Here is a 17,151-nt window from a genome sequence, read left to right as displayed (position 1 = left end):
CCTCAGGCGAGGCGCCGCAACATGCGCGCAGCCGACCGCGAGCGCGTGATCGTGGATGAAGCGATCCGCTTTTTCGCCGAGCGCGGCTTCGAAGGCCAGACGCGAGAGCTCGCCAAGCGCATGGGCATCGCGCATTCGGTGATCTACCGGCACTTCCCCAGCAAGGAAGCCCTGATCGAGCGCGTCTATCAGGAGGTCTATCTCAGCCGCTGGTCGCAGGACTGGGGCCCGCTGGTCCGCGATCGCAGCCTTCCACTCAAGGCGCGACTGACCGGCTTCTATCTCGACTACGTGGCACGCGTGTTCGAATACAACTGGGTGCGGATCTTCGTGTTCTCCGGCATGAAGTCGTTCGGCATCACCGGCCGCTATCTCGACCTCGTCCGGCACGAGATCATCGAGCCTGCCGCGATCGAGCTGCGGCATGAACTGCAGCTGCCAGACGCCGCCACCTGCCCTCTCGGCAGCCGCGAGACGGAGATGTTCTGGGGACTGCACGGACGCATCTTCTATCTCGCGATCCGAAAGTTCATCTACGAGACACCGGTTCCATCAGATCTCGAGCAGACCGTGCGTGATGCGATCGACCTCTTCATGGACGGCGCCAAGCTGGCGCTCCCTCGGCTCCTGCGCGACGATCAGGCCGGACCAGCACGATGATCCGGCCCGTCGTCGATGACCGTCACGCCGTCCGGCCGCGCCCGCCCTTGATCTTCGCGGCGACGAGATAGGATAGCGGCATGGCGACGACGAATCCGACCAGCGCCGCCAACGGCAGGTCTTTCATCGGACTCGCGACCAGCCCCTGCACCGTCAACAATGCCGTCACCGCGCTGCCTGCCAGCACCGTGCCCAGCATGACCCAGATGAGAATTGCGACCTTGAACATCTGTCTTTCTCCGTCAGTAGGAAAGCTTCCGATCCCTTGACGCGAGAATGCTCTGCCTGCGGCTTCGAGCCGGCATTGATTTGGAACAACCGGACTCAGCAATCGAGGGAGGAGCGACCTGCTCCTCCCTCGATCAATCCCGATGAGCCGACAGAATGTCGCCGACGCCTTACAGTCGGCGATCGAACGACGCTGCTCTATCGTGTCCCCGGAACGAAGTGATCGCGCTTGCTGACCGACGTCCCGGTCGCCGGATCCGTGATCTTGATCTCGATGTCCACCGGCGCCGAGGGAAGGTCGGCCCCCTTGGCCTCGATCGACATGCGGATCTCGCGGGTCTGATCCTGGCCGACGTCGATCACCATACGACCGTCCTGCTCGCGCGTTTCGCCGGCCACCGTCACCTTGGCGTTCGGAAGCCCCACGACGTCCAGCACGAAGTCGCGCGGCCCGCGCTTGTTGAGCAGACGAACCGTGTAGTCGTTGCGGACGCCGCCATCCGACAACTGCACGAACAGCGGGTTACGTTCATGCAGCACGTTGATGCCCATCGTGCCGCGCGTCACCAGCGAGTACAGCATGATCCCGCCGACGATCGCGATGAAGGTCGCATAGATGATCGTGCGCGGTCGGATGATCCGGTAGATCTCGGGCTTGCCTTCCTTGCGGCGCTGGACGTTGATGTCGGTGTCGTAACCGATGAGGCCCGTCGGACGGCCGATCTGGGTCATCACGCTGTCGCAGGCATCGATGCACAGGCTGCACTGGATGCAGCCGAGCTGGATGCCGTGGCGGATGTCGACGCCGGTCGGGCAGACGTTGACGCATTGATGGCAGTCGATGCAATCCCCGGCGGGTGCGCCCTGCAGCCGTGCAGCTTCCGCCTTCTTGACCGACATGCGCGGCTCGCCGCGGTCGCCCTTGTAGGTGACGTTGAGCGCCCACTCGTCGGTCAGCGCCGCCTGGATGCGCGGCCACGGGCACATGTAGATGCAGACCTGCTCGCGAGCGTGGCCGGCGAACACATAAGTCGTCGCCGTCAGGATGCCGATCCAGAGATAGGCGGTGAACGGCGCCTGGAAGGTGGCGAGGTCCTTCACCAGGGTCGGCGCATCGTCGAAATACAGCACCCAGGCGCCACCGGTCCACCAGCCGATCATGATCCAGAGGAAATGCTTCAGCGCGGCCTGGCGGATGTGGGTGAAGGTCCAGCCGCGCTTGTCGCTGAGCATGCGCTCACGGCGGTCGCCCTCGGCCCAGCGCTCGACGGCGTAGAACAGGTCGGTCCACACCGTCTGCGGACAGAGATAGCCGCACCACAGCCGGCCGGCGACCGCGTTCATCAGGAACAGGGCGACCGCCGCGATGATGAGCAGGCCGGTGAAGTAGTAGACCTCCTGCGGCCACAGCTCGATGAAGAAGAAGTAGAACCGGCGATGCGGGAAATCGACCAGCACCGCCTGGTTCGGCATGCCGGGTCCGCGATCCCAGCGGACGAAGGGCAGCAGGTAGTAGATGCCGAGCGTGATGCACAGGATCGTCCACTTGATGCGCCGGAAGCGGCCGTGCACGGCCGCCGGATAGACCTTGTCGCGCGCCTTGTAGAGCGGCCCGACGATATAGGTTTCGTCCGAGTCAGCCATGATATCCCCGCTTCATCTTGCCGTCCTTCCGACCGATTCAGGAGAACGCGTTGCCGCTTTTGAGCCCCAGCTTCTTGAAGACGATCGCCGCCGGGCAGAAGCCCGTGAACGAGGCCTGGATCATGTTCACGCCCGCAAAGGCCGCCAGCAAGAACCAGTAGGGACTGACGTACCAGCCCAGCGTCAGGCTGAGCAGGACGACGACGCCCGCGAAGGTGAGAACTGCTTTGTCGACGTTCATGACATACTCCTTCATGGTTGCATTTGAGCGTAATCAAGCAAGTGCCGGCCCGGCCGTACGGCTACTGCCGCAAGCCGGACAGTGTCCAGGCGACGATTCGTTGCGAGTCCATCGCACCCGAGATTCGCGCCAGCTCCCGCCCCTGCTGCAGCAGCAGCATGGTCGGAATTCCGGAGATGCCGAGCCGCGCCGACACCTCCGGCGCCTCGTCCGAGTTCAGCTTCAGAAGCTGCACACGCGGCTCCAGCTCTTGCGCAGCGCGCGCGAACATCGGCGCCATCGCGCGGCACGGGCCGCACCATGGCGCCCAGACGTCGACGAGCAGCGGCAGACTGCTATGCGCGACATGGCGTTCGAACGCGGCCTGGTCGACCTCGATCGGATGGCCGCTGAACAGCGGCGTATGACACTTGCCGCATTTCCCCTGCGTCGGCGCCCGGTCCGCGGGCAGACGGTTGATCTGCCCGCAATGGCCGCACACGATCTGCAAACCGTTGCTCATGTGCCGGTCCTGACTTCCTTGATCTTGGCGATGTTGAGCCGGTCGAGCAGGAACTTTTCGTAGAACGGCTCGGGCGTCCCGCGCCTCATCTTGCGCAGGAAGTACTTCTCGAAGGCGACCTTGGCATAGTGCACCCACTCTCCCTTCGACGACCAGTTGACGTTGCGCGGCGGGATCTGCGGCTGGGCCAGGAAGGCGACGCCGGAATCGCCGAAATCGGCAAGACAGATCGCGTTCCAGGTCGGCTCGGCCTTTGGCTCCTGGCCGCGCAGCAGCGCCCCGATGTTCAAGGCCGTCGCCGTCACCATCGATTCGATCATGAAGCCGGTCTTGGGCACGCCGACCGGCACCGGCGTCGGCCCGATCGGCGGAATCGCAACGCAGACGCCGATGGCAAACACGTTGGGGAAGGTCGGATTACGCTGATGCTTGTCCACGACGACGAAGCCGCGGGGATTGGTGAGCTTGTCGATGCCGCGGACGGCTCCCACGCCGCGAAAGGCGGGCAGCATCATCGAATAGGCAAACGGTAGCTCGTGCGTCTTGCGGACGGTGCCGTCGTCGGCGACCTCCTCCACGAACATGCGGCCATCCTCGACCTTGGTGACGCGCGCGCTGGTGATCCACTTGATGTGCTTTTCGCGCATCTCGCTTTCCAGCAGACCCTTGGTGTCGCCGACGCCGTCGAGGCCGAGATGGCCGATATAGGGCTCGGAGGTCACGAAGGTCATCGGCACCTGATCGCGCATCTTGCGCCGGCGCAGCTCGGTTTCCAGGATGAACAGGAATTCGTAAGCGGGGCCGAAGCATGAAGCGCCCTGTACCGCACCGACGATCACCGGCCCGGGTTTCTCGGCGAGCCTGTCAAAGGCCGCCTTGGCATGAGCGGCGTGGTCGACGTGGCACACGGATTGCGTATGCCCATCGGGTCCAAGCCCCGGGATTTCGTCGAAGGCGAGTTCGGGACCGGTGGCGACGACGAGATAATCGTATGCCACCATGCCGCCGTCCGTCAGCTCGACCTGGTTCTCGGCCGGATGCACGCGCTTGGCGCCCTGCGTCAGCAGCCGGATGCCCTTGCGCTGCATGACGTCGACCAGATCGATCTCGATCTCGTCGCGCTTGCGCCAGCCCACGGCCACCCAGGGGTTGGATGGCACGAAATGATAGGAGGAGCCCTGCGAGACGACGGTCACGCGATCCTCCTTCCTCAGTTGCGGCAACATTTCATAAGCCATCAGCGAGCCGCTCAGCCCCGCCCCGATCACCACGATTTCCGCCATTGGGATCCTCCATCCGCACTTGATTCATTCTTGCTTCATGTCACCGCGGCGCCGCCGCCGGCCTTGACTATATATTCGAATATCTGTATATACGCAACTATGAAAATTAACGCTGACATCATGGAAGCGGCGGCGGACCAGGCCAGCGACCTGCTGAAGGCGCTGTCGAACCGCCATCGCCTCCTGATCATCTGCCAGCTGGTCGACGACGAGCGGTCGGTCGGAGAACTCGCCGAGTTTCTCGGCCTGCGCGATTCGACCGTGTCGCAGCACCTGGCGCTCCTGCGCAAGGACGGCCTGGTCACCGCCAGGCGCGAGGGGCAGACGATCTACTATTCGATCACAAGCGATCCGGCCCGCGAGGTCCTCAAGACGCTCTATCAGGTGTACTGCGGGCCGAGACCGTCACCGAGACTATGAGGATGCCGGACCGGCATCTTGACCGATATCAAACGGGAACTCCCATCCGGGTGAGATGTCTGCAGCCGGCTGCGGACGGCTCGCCCGAACCTCACAAATCGAATCAAACCAGACAGGAATAGGCTGATGCGCAGATTATCGGTCCTGAGCTTGATCGCCGCGATGGCGTGGCAGGCAGCACCCGCCCTTGCGGAGACGCTGACGGTGGCGCCGCGGCAGGTCGCCGACGAGAAGGCGGTGTTCGCGACGGTGGAGAGCATCAGCGTGGTCCCTGCCCGCGGCCGCATCGGCGGCACCATCGTGCAGCTTTCGGTGCGCGAAGGCGACCCAGTCAGGCGCGGCCAGCCCATCGCCTTGATCGGCGACGACAAACTGGCCCTGCAGATCAAATCGCTCGACGCCCAGATCGAAGCGCTGCAGGCGCAAGCGAACCAGGCGCAGATCGACTTCACCCGCACCGAGGGCCTCGTCGAGCGCGGCACCCTGCCCCGCATCAAGCTCGACGAGACGCGCACGGCGCTGAACGTCGCCGAGAACGGGCTGCGGGCTAAGACCGCCGAGCGTGCCGTGGTCAACCAGCAGATGACTGAGGGCCAGGTGCTGGCTCCCGATGACGGCCGCGTGTTGAAGAAGTTGGTTGCCGTCGGATCTGTGGTTCTGCCCGGAGATCCCGTGGTCACGGTGGCGCAGCAGAACTTCAAGCTGCGACTGCGCGTGCCCGAGCGCCACGCTCTCTTTCTCAAGGCCGGCGACAAGGTCCGGGTCGACGGTGCCGAGTTCGGCGACAGCGCCGACAAATGGGGGGTGATCGACCTGGTCTATCCGCAGATCGAGGAAGGCCGTGTCGTGGCCGACGCGATCGTCTCCGGTCTCGGCCAGTATTTCGTCGGCGACCGGCTCCGGGTCTGGATCTCCGGCGGCCAACGCGATGCCTACGTGATCCCGCAGCGCTACGTCACAACGCGGTTCGGCATCGATTATGTCCAGTTGCAGCAAGGGACGCAGAAGGTGAGCGTTCCGGTGCAGCGCGGCCGCGCTCTGCCGAGCGCCGATCTCCCCGATGGACTCGAAATCCTGTCCGGCCTGCGCGCCGGCGACCAGTTGGTGCAGCCGTGAAACTCGGACTCTCAGGCAAGCTTACCCAGGCGACCATCGCCTCGCCGCTGACGCCGCTGTTCCTGCTCGCGGCGCTCGTGGTCGGCCTCATCGCCGTCGTCGTGATCCCGCGCGAGGAAGAGCCGCAGATCAGCGTGCCGATGGTCGACATCCGCGTCAACGCCGACGGCCTGCGTGCGCCTGACGGCGTCGAGCTCGTGACCAAGCCGCTGGAGACCATCGTCAAGGCGATCGATGGCGTCGAACACGTCTACAGCCAGACCGAGGACGACCGTGTCATGGTCACCGCGCGGTTCCTGGTGGGGACCAAGTTCGAGGACGCGATCCTGCGCGTCCACGAGAAGCTACGCGCCAACCTCGACCGCATCCCCGTCGGCATTCCCGAGCCGCTGATCGTCGGCCGCGGCATCAACGACGTCGCCGTCACCGTGCTGACGCTGTCGCCGAGGCCGGAGGCCGCCGGGCGCTGGTCGGACAAGGACCTCTACGAGCTCGCCGACAAGCTGCGTGCGGAGCTGACCAAGGTCGACAATATCGGCCTGACCTATATCTCCGGCGGCGGCGCCCAGCAGATCCGGGTCGAGCCCGATCCGGAAAAGCTGTCGCTGTTCGGCGTCACCCTGCAGCAGCTCGTCGCCAAGGTGAAGGACGCGAACCGCTCGTTCCTGGCCGGAGACGTTCGCGACGGCGGTATCGTGCGCAACGTCGCCGCGGGCCAGACGCTCACGGGCATCCCGGACATCGGCCTGCTGCTGATCTCGACGCGCGACGGCCGTCCCGTCTATGTGCGCGACGTCGCCACCGTCGTCATCGGGCCCAACCTCGCAGAGCATCGCGTCTGGGACGACGCCCGCACCGACAAGGGCGACTGGCACCGGGTGCCGGCGGTGAGTCTTGCGCTCGCCAAGCGCGCCGGCGCCAATGCCGTGGTGGTGTCTCACGACATCGCGCAGCGCCTCGAAGGGCTGAAGGCCAGTCTCATTCCGAGCGACGTCGCAGTCACGGTGACGCGCGACTACGGCGAGACCGCCAACGAGAAGGCCAACGAGCTGCTGTTCCATCTCGGCCTCGCCACGATCTCGATCGTCGTGCTGATTGCTGTCGCCATTGGCTGGCGCGAAGCCCTCGTCACCTTCGTGGTGATTCCGACCACGATCCTGCTGACGATGTTCGCCGCCAATCTGATGGGCTACACGATCAACCGGGTCAGCTTGTTTGCCCTGATCTTCTCGATCGGCATCCTGGTCGACGACGCCATCGTCGTGGTCGAGAATATCGCGCGCCATTGGGGCATGCATGACGGCCGGCCGCGCCTGCAGGCCACCATCGAGGCGGTCGCCGAAGTCGGCAACCCCACCGTTGTCGCGACCTTGACCGTGGTCGCCGCCCTGCTGCCGATGCTGTTCGTGTCGGGACTGATGGGCCCCTACATGGCGCCGATCCCGGCCAACGCCTCGGCGGCGATGCTGTTCTCGTTTTTCGTCGCCATGGTGGTGGCGCCGTGGCTGATGCTGCGGCTGGCGCCGAGGTCCACCAGCGCCTCGGCGGACTCTCATGACGCGCATGGCGAAGGCCGTCTCGGACGCATCTACCGCAGCGTCGCGCGCCCGATCGTCGCCAGCAAGCGCTCCGCCTGGATCTTCCTGCTCGGCGTCGGCATCGCCACCTTGCTGTCGATGACGCTGTTCGCCACCAAGTCCGTCACCGTCAAGCTGCTGCCGTTCGACAACAAGTCGGAGATCGCGGTGATGGTCGATCTGCCCGAAGGCGCGAGCCTGGAGGATACCGAGCGCACGCTGTTCGCGGCCGCCGACATTGCGCATGGGCTGCCGGAGATCACGACCGTGCAGAGCTATGCCGGCACGGCGGCCCCGTTCAACTTCAACGGTCTCGTGAGGCACTACTATCTGCGGGAGCGGCCCGAGCTCGGCGAGCTCCAGGTCAATCTCGCCGCGCGCGGCGACCGCAAGCGCGCGAGCCACGACATCGCGCTCGAGCTGCGCCAGCGGCTGAAGAGCATCCCTGTGCCGGCCGGCACCAGCATCAAGGTGGTCGAAGTGCCGCCCGGGCCTCCGGTGCTCGCCACCCTGCTGGCGGAGATCTACGGTCCGGACGCGGCGACCCGGCGCGCCGTCACCACCGAACTCAAGAAGGTCTTCGCCGACGTTCCCTTCATCGTCGACATCGACGATTCCATCGGTCAGCGACGGCCGCGTCTGCGACTGTCGATCGACCAGGACAGTCTCGAGTTCTTCGGTGTCGAGCAGCGCGACGTCTACGACACGATCCAGACGCTGTTCGGCGGCGTCTCGGTCGGCTACTCGCATCGCGGCGAAGACCGCAATCCGATCGAGATCGCCGTGCGTCTGCCGAAGCACGACAAGAGCTGGAGCCAGGCCCTGGCCTCGACGCCGGTGCCCGCCAACACGGTGCCCGGCAGCAAGACCGTCGTCGAACTCGGCCAAGTCGTGAAGGCCACCATGGAAGAGGGGTCGCCGATGATCTTCCGCCGCGACGGCCGCTTTGCCGACATGGTGATGGCAGAACTCGCCGGCCGCTTCGAGGCCCCGCTCTACGGCATGCTCGCGGTCGCCGACCGGATCGACGCCCATGACTGGGGCAAGCTGCCGAAGCCCGTGATCGGCTTCCACGGCCAGCCCAAGGACGAGTCCCGTCCGACGCTGCTGTGGGATGGCGAATGGGAGATCACCTACGTGACCTTCCGCGACATGGGCGCCGCATTCGGCGCGGCCATCCTCGGCATCTACGTTCTGGTCGTGGCGCAGTTCAAGAGCTTCCGGCTGCCGCTGGTGATCCTGACGCCGATCCCGCTGACCCTGATCGGCATCCTGCTCGGCCACTGGTTGCTGGGCGCGCCGTTCACGGCGACGTCGATGATCGGCTTCATTGCTCTGGCCGGCATCATCGTCCGCAACTCGATACTGCTGGTCGACTTCATCCGGCACAGTGGCGGCGAGGGCAAGACCCTGCGCGACGTCGTGTTGGAGGCCGGCGCCGTGCGCTTCAAGCCGATCCTGCTGACGGCGCTCGCGGCGATGATCGGTGCTGCGACGATCCTGCTCGACCCGATCTTCCAGGGGCTGGCGATCTCGCTGCTGTTCGGCCTGGCCTCCTCCACCCTGCTCACCGTACTCGTGATCCCCGCGATCTACATCGCACTGCGCGAGCCCGGCAAACCCACCACGAAGATGTCGTAGGAGCTATCATGACCAAGCTGTACAGCGAGATCTGCAAGGACATCTCGGGTAACCTGAAGACGCTGCGCAAGGACATTCCGGACGTCATGCAGGGCTTCTCTGCACTGGCGAGGGCCGCCGCCGCTGATGGCGCGCTCGACAAGAAGACCAAGGAGCTGATCGCGCTGGCGATCGGGGTTGCCGTTCGGTGCGACGGCTGCATCGGCTTTCACGCGGAGGCGCTCGTCCGTCTCGGTGCAAGCCGGCAGGAGGTCGAGGAGACGCTCGGCATGGCGATCTACATGGGCGGCGGACCGTCGTTGATGTATGCCGCCGATGCGATTGCGGCGTTCGAGCAATTCCAGCAACAGGCAGCCGCCGCCTGAGCGCGGGTTCAGCCGCAGATATCGAGAATGGCCAGCATGTAGATGCGGATCATGTCGAGATAGTCGGGAATGTCGACGCGCTCGTCCGGCATCGTGTTGTAGCGGCCGCCCGGTCCGCAGACGATGCCCTCCATGCCGCCATAGGTATAAAGATGGCCGGCATCGGTGCCATAGAAGCAGCTCGGCGTCACCGGGCCTGTCGGCTGGGCGGCGCCGCGCACGACACGATAGGCATTGTTGACGGCACGGACGATCGGGCTGTCCGGCGCGACCTCGAACGGCGGCATGGTCGGCACGCCGGCGCGGTCCTCCGACATCAGATGGGCCTTCAGGCCGGGAAAACGCCCCTCCAGCGCATCGAGCTCGCGCCGCATGTCCGCGAGCGCGCCCTGCTCGGTCTGCCCAGGAGCGTAACGACCGGAGCCCTTGATGCGGACGAAATCCGCGACCTGCGGCGTTCGCCATTCGTGCAACTCACGACCGAGCGCGCCGTGCACGACGCCGACATGAACGCGGTTGATGGCCTCATGTGCCGGCGAACGCGCGCCGGAGAACCGCATCGCATTGAGGCGCGGAATGAGATCGCAGGCGGCGGTGATGGCGTCCACCGCCTCCTCGCGCTTCGACAGATGCCGCGTGTTGCCGACGAGCTCGATGATGAACATGAATGCCGCGGCATGCATCGTCATCGCCTTGAGGTCGGTTGGCTCGGAATTGATGAAATAGTCCGCGCGCAGCCCCTGCTCCAGCAACGAATAGGTGCCGACTCCGCCTTGCAGCTCGCCGACCACATAGGTCAGAACGACATCACCCCTCAGCCTGACGCCGGCCTCGATCAGCGTCTTGACCGCGCAGAAATAGGCGGCGTCGCCGGCCTTCATGTTTGACACGCCGATTCCGTAGACGAAGTCGTCGTCCACCTTCCCCGCCCAGGGATCGAGGGTCCAGCCCTCGGTCACCGGATTTGTATCGACATGGCCGTTGAAGAGCAGGCTCTTGCCGCCGCCGGTGCCGTGCCAGCGGCCGACCGCGTTGACACGGCCCTCGGCCCCGAACGGGGCGACGGCGGCATCCAGGCCGATCGCGCTCATCTGTTCAGCCATGAAGGTCGCGAGCTGCTTCTCGCCCTCGGTCTTCGAATAGCTCTTGTGCTGAACCATGCGCGACAGCAGCGCGAGCGAAGCTGGAATGTCGATGCGGGCGAGCAGGTCGTTGCGATCCATGGGGGCAATCCTTGCGGTCAGCCAACGGGCGCTGGCGAGGCCGCCATCAGCTCGCGGGTGTAAGGGTGAACGTCGTCTGCGCCGAAGGCATCGACGGCACGGCTGTCGACCAGCCGGCCGTGGCGCATCACGACGATGCGGTGCGCGATCTGCCTGATCAGGTTGAGATCGTGGGTGATGAAGAGATAGGCCGCACCCGTCTCGGCGCGCAAAGCCAGCAGCAGCTCGATGATCTGGGCCTGGACCGAGACGTCGAGCGGCGCCGTGATCTCGTCGCAGATCACCAGGCGCGGCCGCGCCGCAAAAGCACGCGCGATCGCGACGCGCTGCTTCTCGCCACCCGAGAGCTGGTGCGGCCAGCGCATGGCATACGACGCCGGCAGCCGGACCTGTTCGAGCAGGCGCGGCACGGCGGCGACGTCGCCGCCATAGAGCTTCAAGGGGCGCGACAGGATCTCACCGATCCGGTGGCGCGGATTGAGCGAGGAATCCGGGTGCTGGAACACGATCTGGACATCGCGCCGATAGGCACGGTTCATGTCACCGGCCCTGCGCAACGTTCGGCCGTCGAAGCTGATCGTGCCGTCGAAGCGGGCAAGCCCGGTGAGGGCGCGAGCGACGGATGACTTCCCCGAGCCGGATTCACCGACGAGGCCGACGATTTCGCCGGCACGGACGCGGACATCGACGGCCCTGGTCGCCGGTGGCGGAGCCGCACGGAACAGCCCGCCCCTGCCGTAATGGACTTCGATGCCGCGTGCGTCCAGCACCAGGGCCGCGCCCGGCTGATCGTTCACGAGCCGCCGCTCCGGACGCGGCACGGCGGCGATGAGAGCCTTGGTGTAGGCGTGCTGCGGCGTCCTGAAGATGTCAGACGCGGGCACCTGCTCGACGATGCGGCCGTGCCGGATCACCGCGACACGATCGGCGACCCGGGTCATCATCGCGAGATCGTGCGAGATGTAGAGCGCAGCGACGCCCGTCTCCGCACGCAACCGCGCAAACAGCTCGATGATGCGGGCACCGGTGATGACGTCGAGCGCCGTCGTAGGCTCATCGAACAGGATGACATCGGGCCGGCACCCGAAGGCCGTCGCGATGACTACCCGCTGCTTCTCGCCGCCGGAGATCTCGTGCGGATAGCGCCGCAGCACCGCCACGGGGTCGCGCAGCTCGACATGGCCGAGCAATTCGATCGCGAGGTTCCTGGCGGCCCGCGCATTCAGATCGCGATGACGCATCAGCGCCTCGGTGATCTGGCGGCCGATGGTCAATGTCGGATTGAGCGCGGTCGACGGATCCTGGAACACCATGCCGATGCGGCGGCCACGGACCGCGGTCAGTCGCTTCAGGCTGAGGGACCGCAGGTCGAGGTCACCCAGACACAGGGAGCCCGAGACCTCGCGGGCATTGGCCGGCAGATGCCGCATCAACGCCCAAGCCAGCGAGCTCTTACCGGAGCCGGATTCGCCGACGAGGCCGAGCACCTCGCCGGGCGCGATCTCGAGCGACACGTCACGCAGCACCTCCACAGCGCCCGCCGGGGTGACGTAATCCAGTCCGTAAGCAGTGATGGCGAGCGCCGGCTTCATCGATCGTCCCGCGGATTCAGCGCGTCGCGCAGGGCATCGCCGACGAGATTGAAGGCGATCGCCGACAGCGCGATCGCGGCCGAGGGCGCGATCAGGATCCATGGCGCCCGGTGCATGTATTGGCGCGCATCGGCCACCATCAGGCCCCATTCCGATGCCGGCGGCTGTGCACCCAGGCCGAGGAAGCTGAGCGTCGCGAACAGCATCACCGCAAATGACACCCGGATGGTGGCCTCGATGATGATTGGGCCCATCACGTTCGGAAGCATCTCGCGGAAAATGATCTGCGATGCCGCTTCGCCGCGCGCGATGGCGGCCTTGACGTAGTCCTGACTGCGCACAGCAAGCGCCACGGAGCGCGTGACCCGCGCCATGCCCGGCGCAAACGCAAAGGCAATCGCGATCACCGCGTTGACTGCCCCATTGCCGAGCGTGCTGACCAGCAGCAGCGCCATGAGGAGGCCAGGAACGGCCATCACAGCATCGTTGGTGCGCATGATGAATTCGTCGGCCTTGCCGCCGAGATAGGCCGATGCGACGCCGACCACGGCGCCCATCGCGCTGCCGGCGAGCGTCGCCGCGAGCGCCATCGGAACGGTGGCGCGCGCGCCGGACAGCAGCCGGCTCAGCACGTCGCGGCCGAACTGATCGGCGCCCAGCCAGTTCTGCCATCCCGGCGGGCGGAAACGGCCGAGAAAATCCATCTTCTCCGCCCCATAGGGCGCGAGCCACGGGCCGAGGATGCAGACGATGGCGAGGGCAACGAGCAGCATCACGCTGATCGCCCCCTGCGGCTTGCGGATCATCCTGCCGAGCAGCTCAGTCATAGCTGATCCGCCTGTCGAGCAGCGCGTAGACGACATCCGCCAGCGTGTTGGTGATCGCATAGGTGACCGCCATGATCATCGCGCCGGCCTGGATCGACGGCAGATCGCGGGTGGTGATGGCGATCATCAATGCCCGGCCGATGCCGGGAATGGCGAAAATCTCCTCGATGACGATGATGCCGCCCAGGAGATAGCCGACGTCGAGCGCGACGATGGTGATGACCGGCAGCAGCGCGTTGCGCATCACGTGCCGCACCAGCACCGTCCGCTCGGGCAGGCCTTTCAGCCGCGCCGCGCGGACGTAGTCGGACTGCAGCACGTCCAGCGTCTCCGAACGCATCATGCGCATCACATGCGCGACGAGAATGACCGAGACGGTCAGGACCGGAAGGATCAGATGGCGCAGCGCCGGCCCGGCATCCTCCAGCGGCGACACGTAGCCGGTCGCCGGCAGCCATGGCAGAATGTCGGTCAGCAGCAGCGCGAGCACGGTTGCGGTGACGAACTCCGGCAGGGAGACCCCGAGATAGGCGACCACGCTGGTGGCCGTATCCGCCGGCCGCCCCTTGCGGAGCGCCGCGAAGATTCCGAGCGGGACCGCGATCAGGAGGGTGACGACGAGTGCGCCCGCTGCCAGCAGCAGCGAGCGCGACAGCGCCGTCAGCATCTCCGGCGCAACCGGCAGGCCGGTGCGCATGGAGACACCGAAATTGCCGATGGCCGCGTGCGCGACCCAATGCGAGAATTGCAGCCAGACCGGGTCGTCGAGCCCGAGCCGGCTGCGAATTGCGGCCAGCGCCTCCGGCGAAGCGTTCTCGCCAAGCAGCGTCTGCGCGGCATCAGCCGGCAGCGCCTGTGTGATGGCAAACACCAGCACACTGACGACGACGACCGTATAGACCATCAGGAGCAGCCGCCGCAGCAGCCAGGCGAATGACACCGCTCGGATCCCGTCTCAGCTGCGCCTGGGCGCGCCTGCGCCGAGCGAGACGAGATCGAGCCGGAACACCGATCCGCGCGGATGCAGCTGGTATCCTTCCACATAGGCGCGCTGCGCCGCCAGGATGTCGAAGAAGACCGGAATGACCGACGGCACCTCCTCGCTCATCATCGTCTGGGCCCGCGCATAGAGCGCGGCGCGATTGGCATCGTCGGTCTCGCTACGCGCCGCATTGACGATCTCGTCGAAGCGCGCATTGTTCCAGCGTGTCTCGTTCCAGGCGGCATCCGAGGTGTAGAGCAGCTTGAAGATCGCGTCGGCGGTCGATTGCATGTTGTAGAATCCGACGTAGAAATTGCCCTTCTTCCAGACCTGGTCGAGATAGGTCGCGTGCGGCATCGTCTGAACGTTGATGCGGAAGCCGGCCGGTGCCGCCATCTCACGGATCGCAACGCCAAGCTGCGTGCGCGTGTCCGGTTTGTCGGATGCCACCATCGTCAGGTCGATGCCGGAGGGATAGCCGGCATCGGCGAGCAATTGCCTGGCTTTCGCGATGTCGGGCTTCTTCAGCTTGCTGTCCTGATAGAACCGGTAGGCGGGGCTCAGCGGCGTGTCGTTGCCGGGCGTGCCGTAGCCGCCGGCCACGAAGCCGGCCATGGCCTCGCGATCGATGGTCAGCGCCAGCGCCTGGCGCACGCGAACGTCGTTGAACGGCTTCTGATCGCAGCCCATGTTGACGTTCAGAAACTGCCCCGAGGGGACCCGCACCGCCTTGACGCCGCTGGCCTTGCCGAGCCGCTCATATTCGCCGGGCGTGGTCGACAACATGAGATCGATGTCGCCCGAAATCAGAGCCGATGCTTCGGCGGTGCGGTCGGGATAGACGAGAATCTCGACGCGATCGAGCAAAGGCCGCGCCGGATCGTAATACGCCGGGTTGCGCTCGACGACGATCTTGCGGTCCGGCTCATAGGACACGAGCTTGAACGGCCCTGAACCATTCGCCTTTGTGGCGAGGCTGGCGAGATCGGCAGCAACGACTTTCGCAGGCACGATGCGCGCATTGTTGTAGGCGAGCGCGACCGGAAAATCGGCAAAGGCAACCGACAACGTGAACCGCACGGTCGACGCATCGACGGCAGCGACATCCTTGATCGGGCCGACATTGGTGCGCGCCGGTGATGCGGTCTTCGGATCGAGGATCGCCTTGAAGGTCGCGACGACATCCTCCGCCGTCAGCGGCGAGCCGTCGTGGAAACTGAGATTGGGCCGCAGCCTGAACGTCCACTCGGTGAGCCCCGCGCCGGCCTGCCACGACAAGGCGAGGTCCGGCTCGACCGACATGTCCGGCTTCAACCGGGTCAAGTTGGAATAGAGCAGCTCGGTGATGAGGTATTCCGGATTGACACGCGCGAGCAGCGGATGAATGACCGCCGCGCCCTGGTCGACCGAGATCCGCAACACGCCGCCGTGCTTCGGCACCTCGGCAGAGAGAGAGACTTGCGGCAGAGCACCAAGCACGAGCGCGGAGCCGGCAAGGAAATGACGACGGGTCACGGACGGCATCAGGCGAAGTCCTTTTCAGGCGTGATGGCTTCGGGACAGAGTTCGGGACGGAACTCGGCTGCAAGATAGGCGAGCACCGATTTCGCCAATGCGACGATGTCGGCGAGCGTCGTGGATTCGCCCGGCGCATGAATGCGGCTATCGGGCCTGCCGAGGCCCGTGAGCAGCACCTCCTGCACGCCCGTGGCCTGCTGCACCCAGCCGAAATCGGAGCAGCCGGCCGCCCCCCAGCGAGCGAAGTCTTCCGCGGCATAGCCGAAGCCGGCCGACAGCGCCTGCTGCCAGCGCGACCAATGCGGCCCGCCGGGATCGGATGTCGGCATCAGATGGCCGGTGAGGATGATCTCGACGTCGAGGGTGCCGGCCGCCTGCCGGACGGCCGTTTCGATCTCGCGGCGTGCAGCGGCGAAGTCCTCCTCGGGCGTGTATCGGCGGCACAGGAGAATCTCGACCAGCGAGGGGATCTGTCCGCCGCATTGGCCGCCATGAATGGCTGAGATGTCGAGGCTCGCGGCGAGCGGTCCAGCCGCCTGCGGCGGTGGCGGCAACGCCGACGTCCGCTGCGCGATGACCGGCTCGAGGGCCGCGAGCGCATTGAGGATCGGCAGCGCCGCCTCGATCGCGTTGGCGCCGGCGCGGCGCTGCTCGCCGGCATGCGCTGCCTTGCCGTGAACCCGCACCGTGAGCGTGAACAGGCCGAAGCAGCCGGCCCAGATCCGCGGCATGGCACTGCCGTTGAAATTCAGAATATGCCCTTCGAGACGGCCCTGCTCGGCAAGGTAACGCACGCCGGGATAAAGCCCTGCCTCCTCGTCCGTGCACAGCAGCAACATCGGATCATAGGCCAGCGGCAATCCAGTCTGCTGCGCGCCGCGGAGTGCGAGCAGCGCCGCCGCAATCGATCCCTTCATGTCGGCCGCGCCGAGTCCGATCAGACGGTCACCGTCGCGGCTCAGCTGCAGCGGATCGGTGGCCCAGCCGGGCGCCGCCGGTACCGTGTCCACATGGAAATAGAGCCCGAGCACCGGTCTGCCGGCGCGGCGCCGTGCGATCAGATTCGTCCGCGATCCGCGCGCCCCCGGTGCGCGCCATAGGTCCTCCGGAACGATCACGCGCTCGCTATCCAGTGCCAGCGGGGCAGCGAGCTGCTCCATCACGTCGGCAAATGCATCGTAGCCGGCCCCCGGAGGAAAGCTGGTGTCGACCGCCACCATCTTCCGCAGGTCCTCGACCGCCGTCTCGGCCATGGCGTCGATCGCGGCAAAAGCGCTGGCCAGGCTGCGCGCGCCCCGGTCCGCTGGAATGCCCTCAGAAATCATTTGCCGC

At 65.9% G+C, this 17,151-nt stretch carries 16 protein-coding genes; 5 read left to right on the top strand and 11 right to left on the bottom strand.

The genetic code is table 11. The features are described 5' to 3' along the window. Positions 1-21 precede the first annotated feature (21 nt). Complete coding sequence (locus tag ACQR0W_RS10695; protein ID WP_315712535.1) at positions 22-660, top strand: TetR/AcrR family transcriptional regulator; 639 nt, start codon at positions 22-24, stop codon at positions 658-660. 22 nt (positions 661-682) lie between these two features. On the opposite strand, the gene ACQR0W_RS10690 is transcribed toward ACQR0W_RS10695, so the two are convergent. From ACQR0W_RS10690 to ACQR0W_RS10670, 5 genes are all read right to left on the bottom strand, one after another. Next, complete coding sequence (locus ACQR0W_RS10690) at positions 683-889, bottom strand: hypothetical protein (RefSeq protein ID WP_315712536.1); 207 nt, start codon at positions 887-889, stop codon at positions 683-685. Between the two features lie 197 nt (positions 890-1,086). Then, positions 1,087-2,532 (bottom strand): cytochrome c oxidase accessory protein CcoG, encoded by a 1,446-nt coding sequence (gene ccoG / locus ACQR0W_RS10685; RefSeq protein WP_315712537.1) that lies wholly within the window; start codon positions 2,530-2,532, stop codon positions 1,087-1,089. A 37-nt stretch (positions 2,533-2,569) separates the two neighbouring features. Beyond that, entirely contained in the window at positions 2,570-2,773 is a 204-nt protein-coding gene (locus ACQR0W_RS10680) for a YgaP family membrane protein (RefSeq protein WP_315827454.1), read from the bottom strand. Between the two features lie 61 nt (positions 2,774-2,834). Continuing rightward, positions 2,835-3,275: a thioredoxin TrxC gene (gene trxC / locus ACQR0W_RS10675; RefSeq protein ID WP_315712540.1), complete on the bottom strand. Its 441-nt coding sequence runs from the start codon at positions 3,273-3,275 to the stop codon at positions 2,835-2,837. Then, a complete protein-coding gene (locus tag ACQR0W_RS10670) occupies positions 3,272-4,558 on the bottom strand; it encodes an NAD(P)/FAD-dependent oxidoreductase (protein WP_315712541.1) in 1,287 nt (428 codons plus the stop codon). Before ACQR0W_RS10670 ends, trxC begins: the two co-directional genes overlap by 4 nt. Before the next feature lie 120 nt (positions 4,559-4,678). On the opposite strand from ACQR0W_RS10670, the gene ACQR0W_RS10665 reads away from it, so the two are divergent. The 4 genes from ACQR0W_RS10665 (at position 4,679) to ACQR0W_RS10650 (ending at position 9,677) form a co-directional block, all read left to right on the top strand. Continuing rightward, entirely contained in the window at positions 4,679-4,978 is a 300-nt protein-coding gene (locus ACQR0W_RS10665; RefSeq protein ID WP_315827472.1) for an ArsR/SmtB family transcription factor, read from the top strand. Between the two features lie 126 nt (positions 4,979-5,104). Beyond that, positions 5,105-6,094 (top strand): efflux RND transporter periplasmic adaptor subunit, encoded by a 990-nt coding sequence (locus tag ACQR0W_RS10660; RefSeq protein ID WP_315712542.1) that lies wholly within the window; start codon positions 5,105-5,107, stop codon positions 6,092-6,094. Further along, positions 6,091-9,312 (top strand): efflux RND transporter permease subunit, encoded by a 3,222-nt coding sequence (locus ACQR0W_RS10655; protein WP_316170374.1) that lies wholly within the window; start codon positions 6,091-6,093, stop codon positions 9,310-9,312. Before ACQR0W_RS10660 ends, ACQR0W_RS10655 begins: the two co-directional genes overlap by 4 nt. Before the next feature lie 8 nt (positions 9,313-9,320). Further along, on the top strand, positions 9,321-9,677 hold the full coding sequence (locus ACQR0W_RS10650) for a carboxymuconolactone decarboxylase family protein (protein ID WP_315712545.1): 357 nt from the start codon (positions 9,321-9,323) through the stop codon (positions 9,675-9,677). Positions 9,678-9,685: 8 nt separating this feature from the next. On the opposite strand, the gene ACQR0W_RS10645 is transcribed toward ACQR0W_RS10650, so the two are convergent. From ACQR0W_RS10645 to ACQR0W_RS10620, 6 genes are read right to left on the bottom strand one after another with little or no spacing between them, the layout of a single operon-like run. Next, complete coding sequence (locus ACQR0W_RS10645; RefSeq protein WP_315827452.1) at positions 9,686-10,900, bottom strand: M20 family metallopeptidase; 1,215 nt, start codon at positions 10,898-10,900, stop codon at positions 9,686-9,688. A gap of 17 nt (positions 10,901-10,917) precedes the next feature. After that, positions 10,918-12,492, bottom strand: a complete 1,575-nt coding sequence (gene nikE, locus ACQR0W_RS10640) for an ABC transporter ATP-binding protein (protein WP_316170373.1) — start codon at positions 12,490-12,492, stop codon at positions 10,918-10,920. Next, complete coding sequence (locus tag ACQR0W_RS10635; protein WP_316170372.1) at positions 12,489-13,319, bottom strand: ABC transporter permease; 831 nt, start codon at positions 13,317-13,319, stop codon at positions 12,489-12,491. Before ACQR0W_RS10635 ends, nikE begins: the two co-directional genes overlap by 4 nt. After that, positions 13,312-14,259 carry an ABC transporter permease gene (locus ACQR0W_RS10630; RefSeq protein ID WP_316170371.1) on the bottom strand — a complete coding sequence of 316 codons (948 nt, stop codon included), beginning with the start codon at positions 14,257-14,259 and terminating at the stop codon, positions 13,312-13,314. The genes ACQR0W_RS10635 and ACQR0W_RS10630 overlap by 8 nt, the downstream gene beginning before the upstream one ends. Before the next feature lie 15 nt (positions 14,260-14,274). Then, positions 14,275-15,825 carry an ABC transporter substrate-binding protein gene (locus ACQR0W_RS10625; protein ID WP_316170370.1) on the bottom strand — a complete coding sequence of 517 codons (1,551 nt, stop codon included), beginning with the start codon at positions 15,823-15,825 and terminating at the stop codon, positions 14,275-14,277. Next, positions 15,825-17,144 (bottom strand): M20 family metallopeptidase, encoded by a 1,320-nt coding sequence (locus ACQR0W_RS10620; protein ID WP_316170369.1) that lies wholly within the window; start codon positions 17,142-17,144, stop codon positions 15,825-15,827. The genes ACQR0W_RS10625 and ACQR0W_RS10620 overlap by 1 nt, the downstream gene beginning before the upstream one ends. Positions 17,145-17,151: the final 7 nt, after the last annotated feature.

It is taken from the genome of Bradyrhizobium sp. HKCCYLRH1034 (assembly GCF_051168375.1).
GTDB lineage: Bacteria > Pseudomonadota > Alphaproteobacteria > Rhizobiales > Xanthobacteraceae > Bradyrhizobium.
The sequence above is the reverse complement of the archived record's forward strand: the minus strand, read 5'-3'. Positions and strand labels throughout refer to the sequence as shown.

Bases quoted from the DNA above. Each gene is read 5' to 3' on its own strand.
- ACQR0W_RS10695 (WP_315712535.1), top strand. From the start codon at position 22: ATGCGCGCAGCCGACCGCGAGCGCGTGATCGTGGATGAAGCGATCCGC.
- ACQR0W_RS10690 (WP_315712536.1), bottom strand. From the start codon at position 889: ATGTTCAAGGTCGCAATTCTCATCTGGGTCATGCTGGGCACGGTGCTG.
- ccoG (WP_315712537.1), bottom strand. From the start codon at position 2,532: ATGGCTGACTCGGACGAAACCTATATCGTCGGGCCGCTCTACAAGGCG.
- ACQR0W_RS10680 (WP_315827454.1), bottom strand. From the start codon at position 2,773: ATGAACGTCGACAAAGCAGTTCTCACCTTCGCGGGCGTCGTCGTCCTG.
- trxC (WP_315712540.1), bottom strand. From the start codon at position 3,275: ATGAGCAACGGTTTGCAGATCGTGTGCGGCCATTGCGGGCAGATCAAC.
- ACQR0W_RS10670 (WP_315712541.1), bottom strand. From the start codon at position 4,558: ATGGCGGAAATCGTGGTGATCGGGGCGGGGCTGAGCGGCTCGCTGATG.
- ACQR0W_RS10665 (WP_315827472.1), top strand. From the start codon at position 4,679: ATGGAAGCGGCGGCGGACCAGGCCAGCGACCTGCTGAAGGCGCTGTCG.
- ACQR0W_RS10660 (WP_315712542.1), top strand. From the start codon at position 5,105: ATGCGCAGATTATCGGTCCTGAGCTTGATCGCCGCGATGGCGTGGCAG.
- ACQR0W_RS10650 (WP_315712545.1), top strand. From the start codon at position 9,321: ATGACCAAGCTGTACAGCGAGATCTGCAAGGACATCTCGGGTAACCTG.
- ACQR0W_RS10645 (WP_315827452.1), bottom strand. From the start codon at position 10,900: ATGGATCGCAACGACCTGCTCGCCCGCATCGACATTCCAGCTTCGCTC.
- nikE (WP_316170373.1), bottom strand. From the start codon at position 12,492: ATGAAGCCGGCGCTCGCCATCACTGCTTACGGACTGGATTACGTCACC.
- ACQR0W_RS10635 (WP_316170372.1), bottom strand. From the start codon at position 13,319: ATGACTGAGCTGCTCGGCAGGATGATCCGCAAGCCGCAGGGGGCGATC.
- ACQR0W_RS10625 (WP_316170370.1), bottom strand. From the start codon at position 15,825: ATGCCGTCCGTGACCCGTCGTCATTTCCTTGCCGGCTCCGCGCTCGTG.
- ACQR0W_RS10620 (WP_316170369.1), bottom strand. From the start codon at position 17,144: ATGATTTCTGAGGGCATTCCAGCGGACCGGGGCGCGCGCAGCCTGGCC.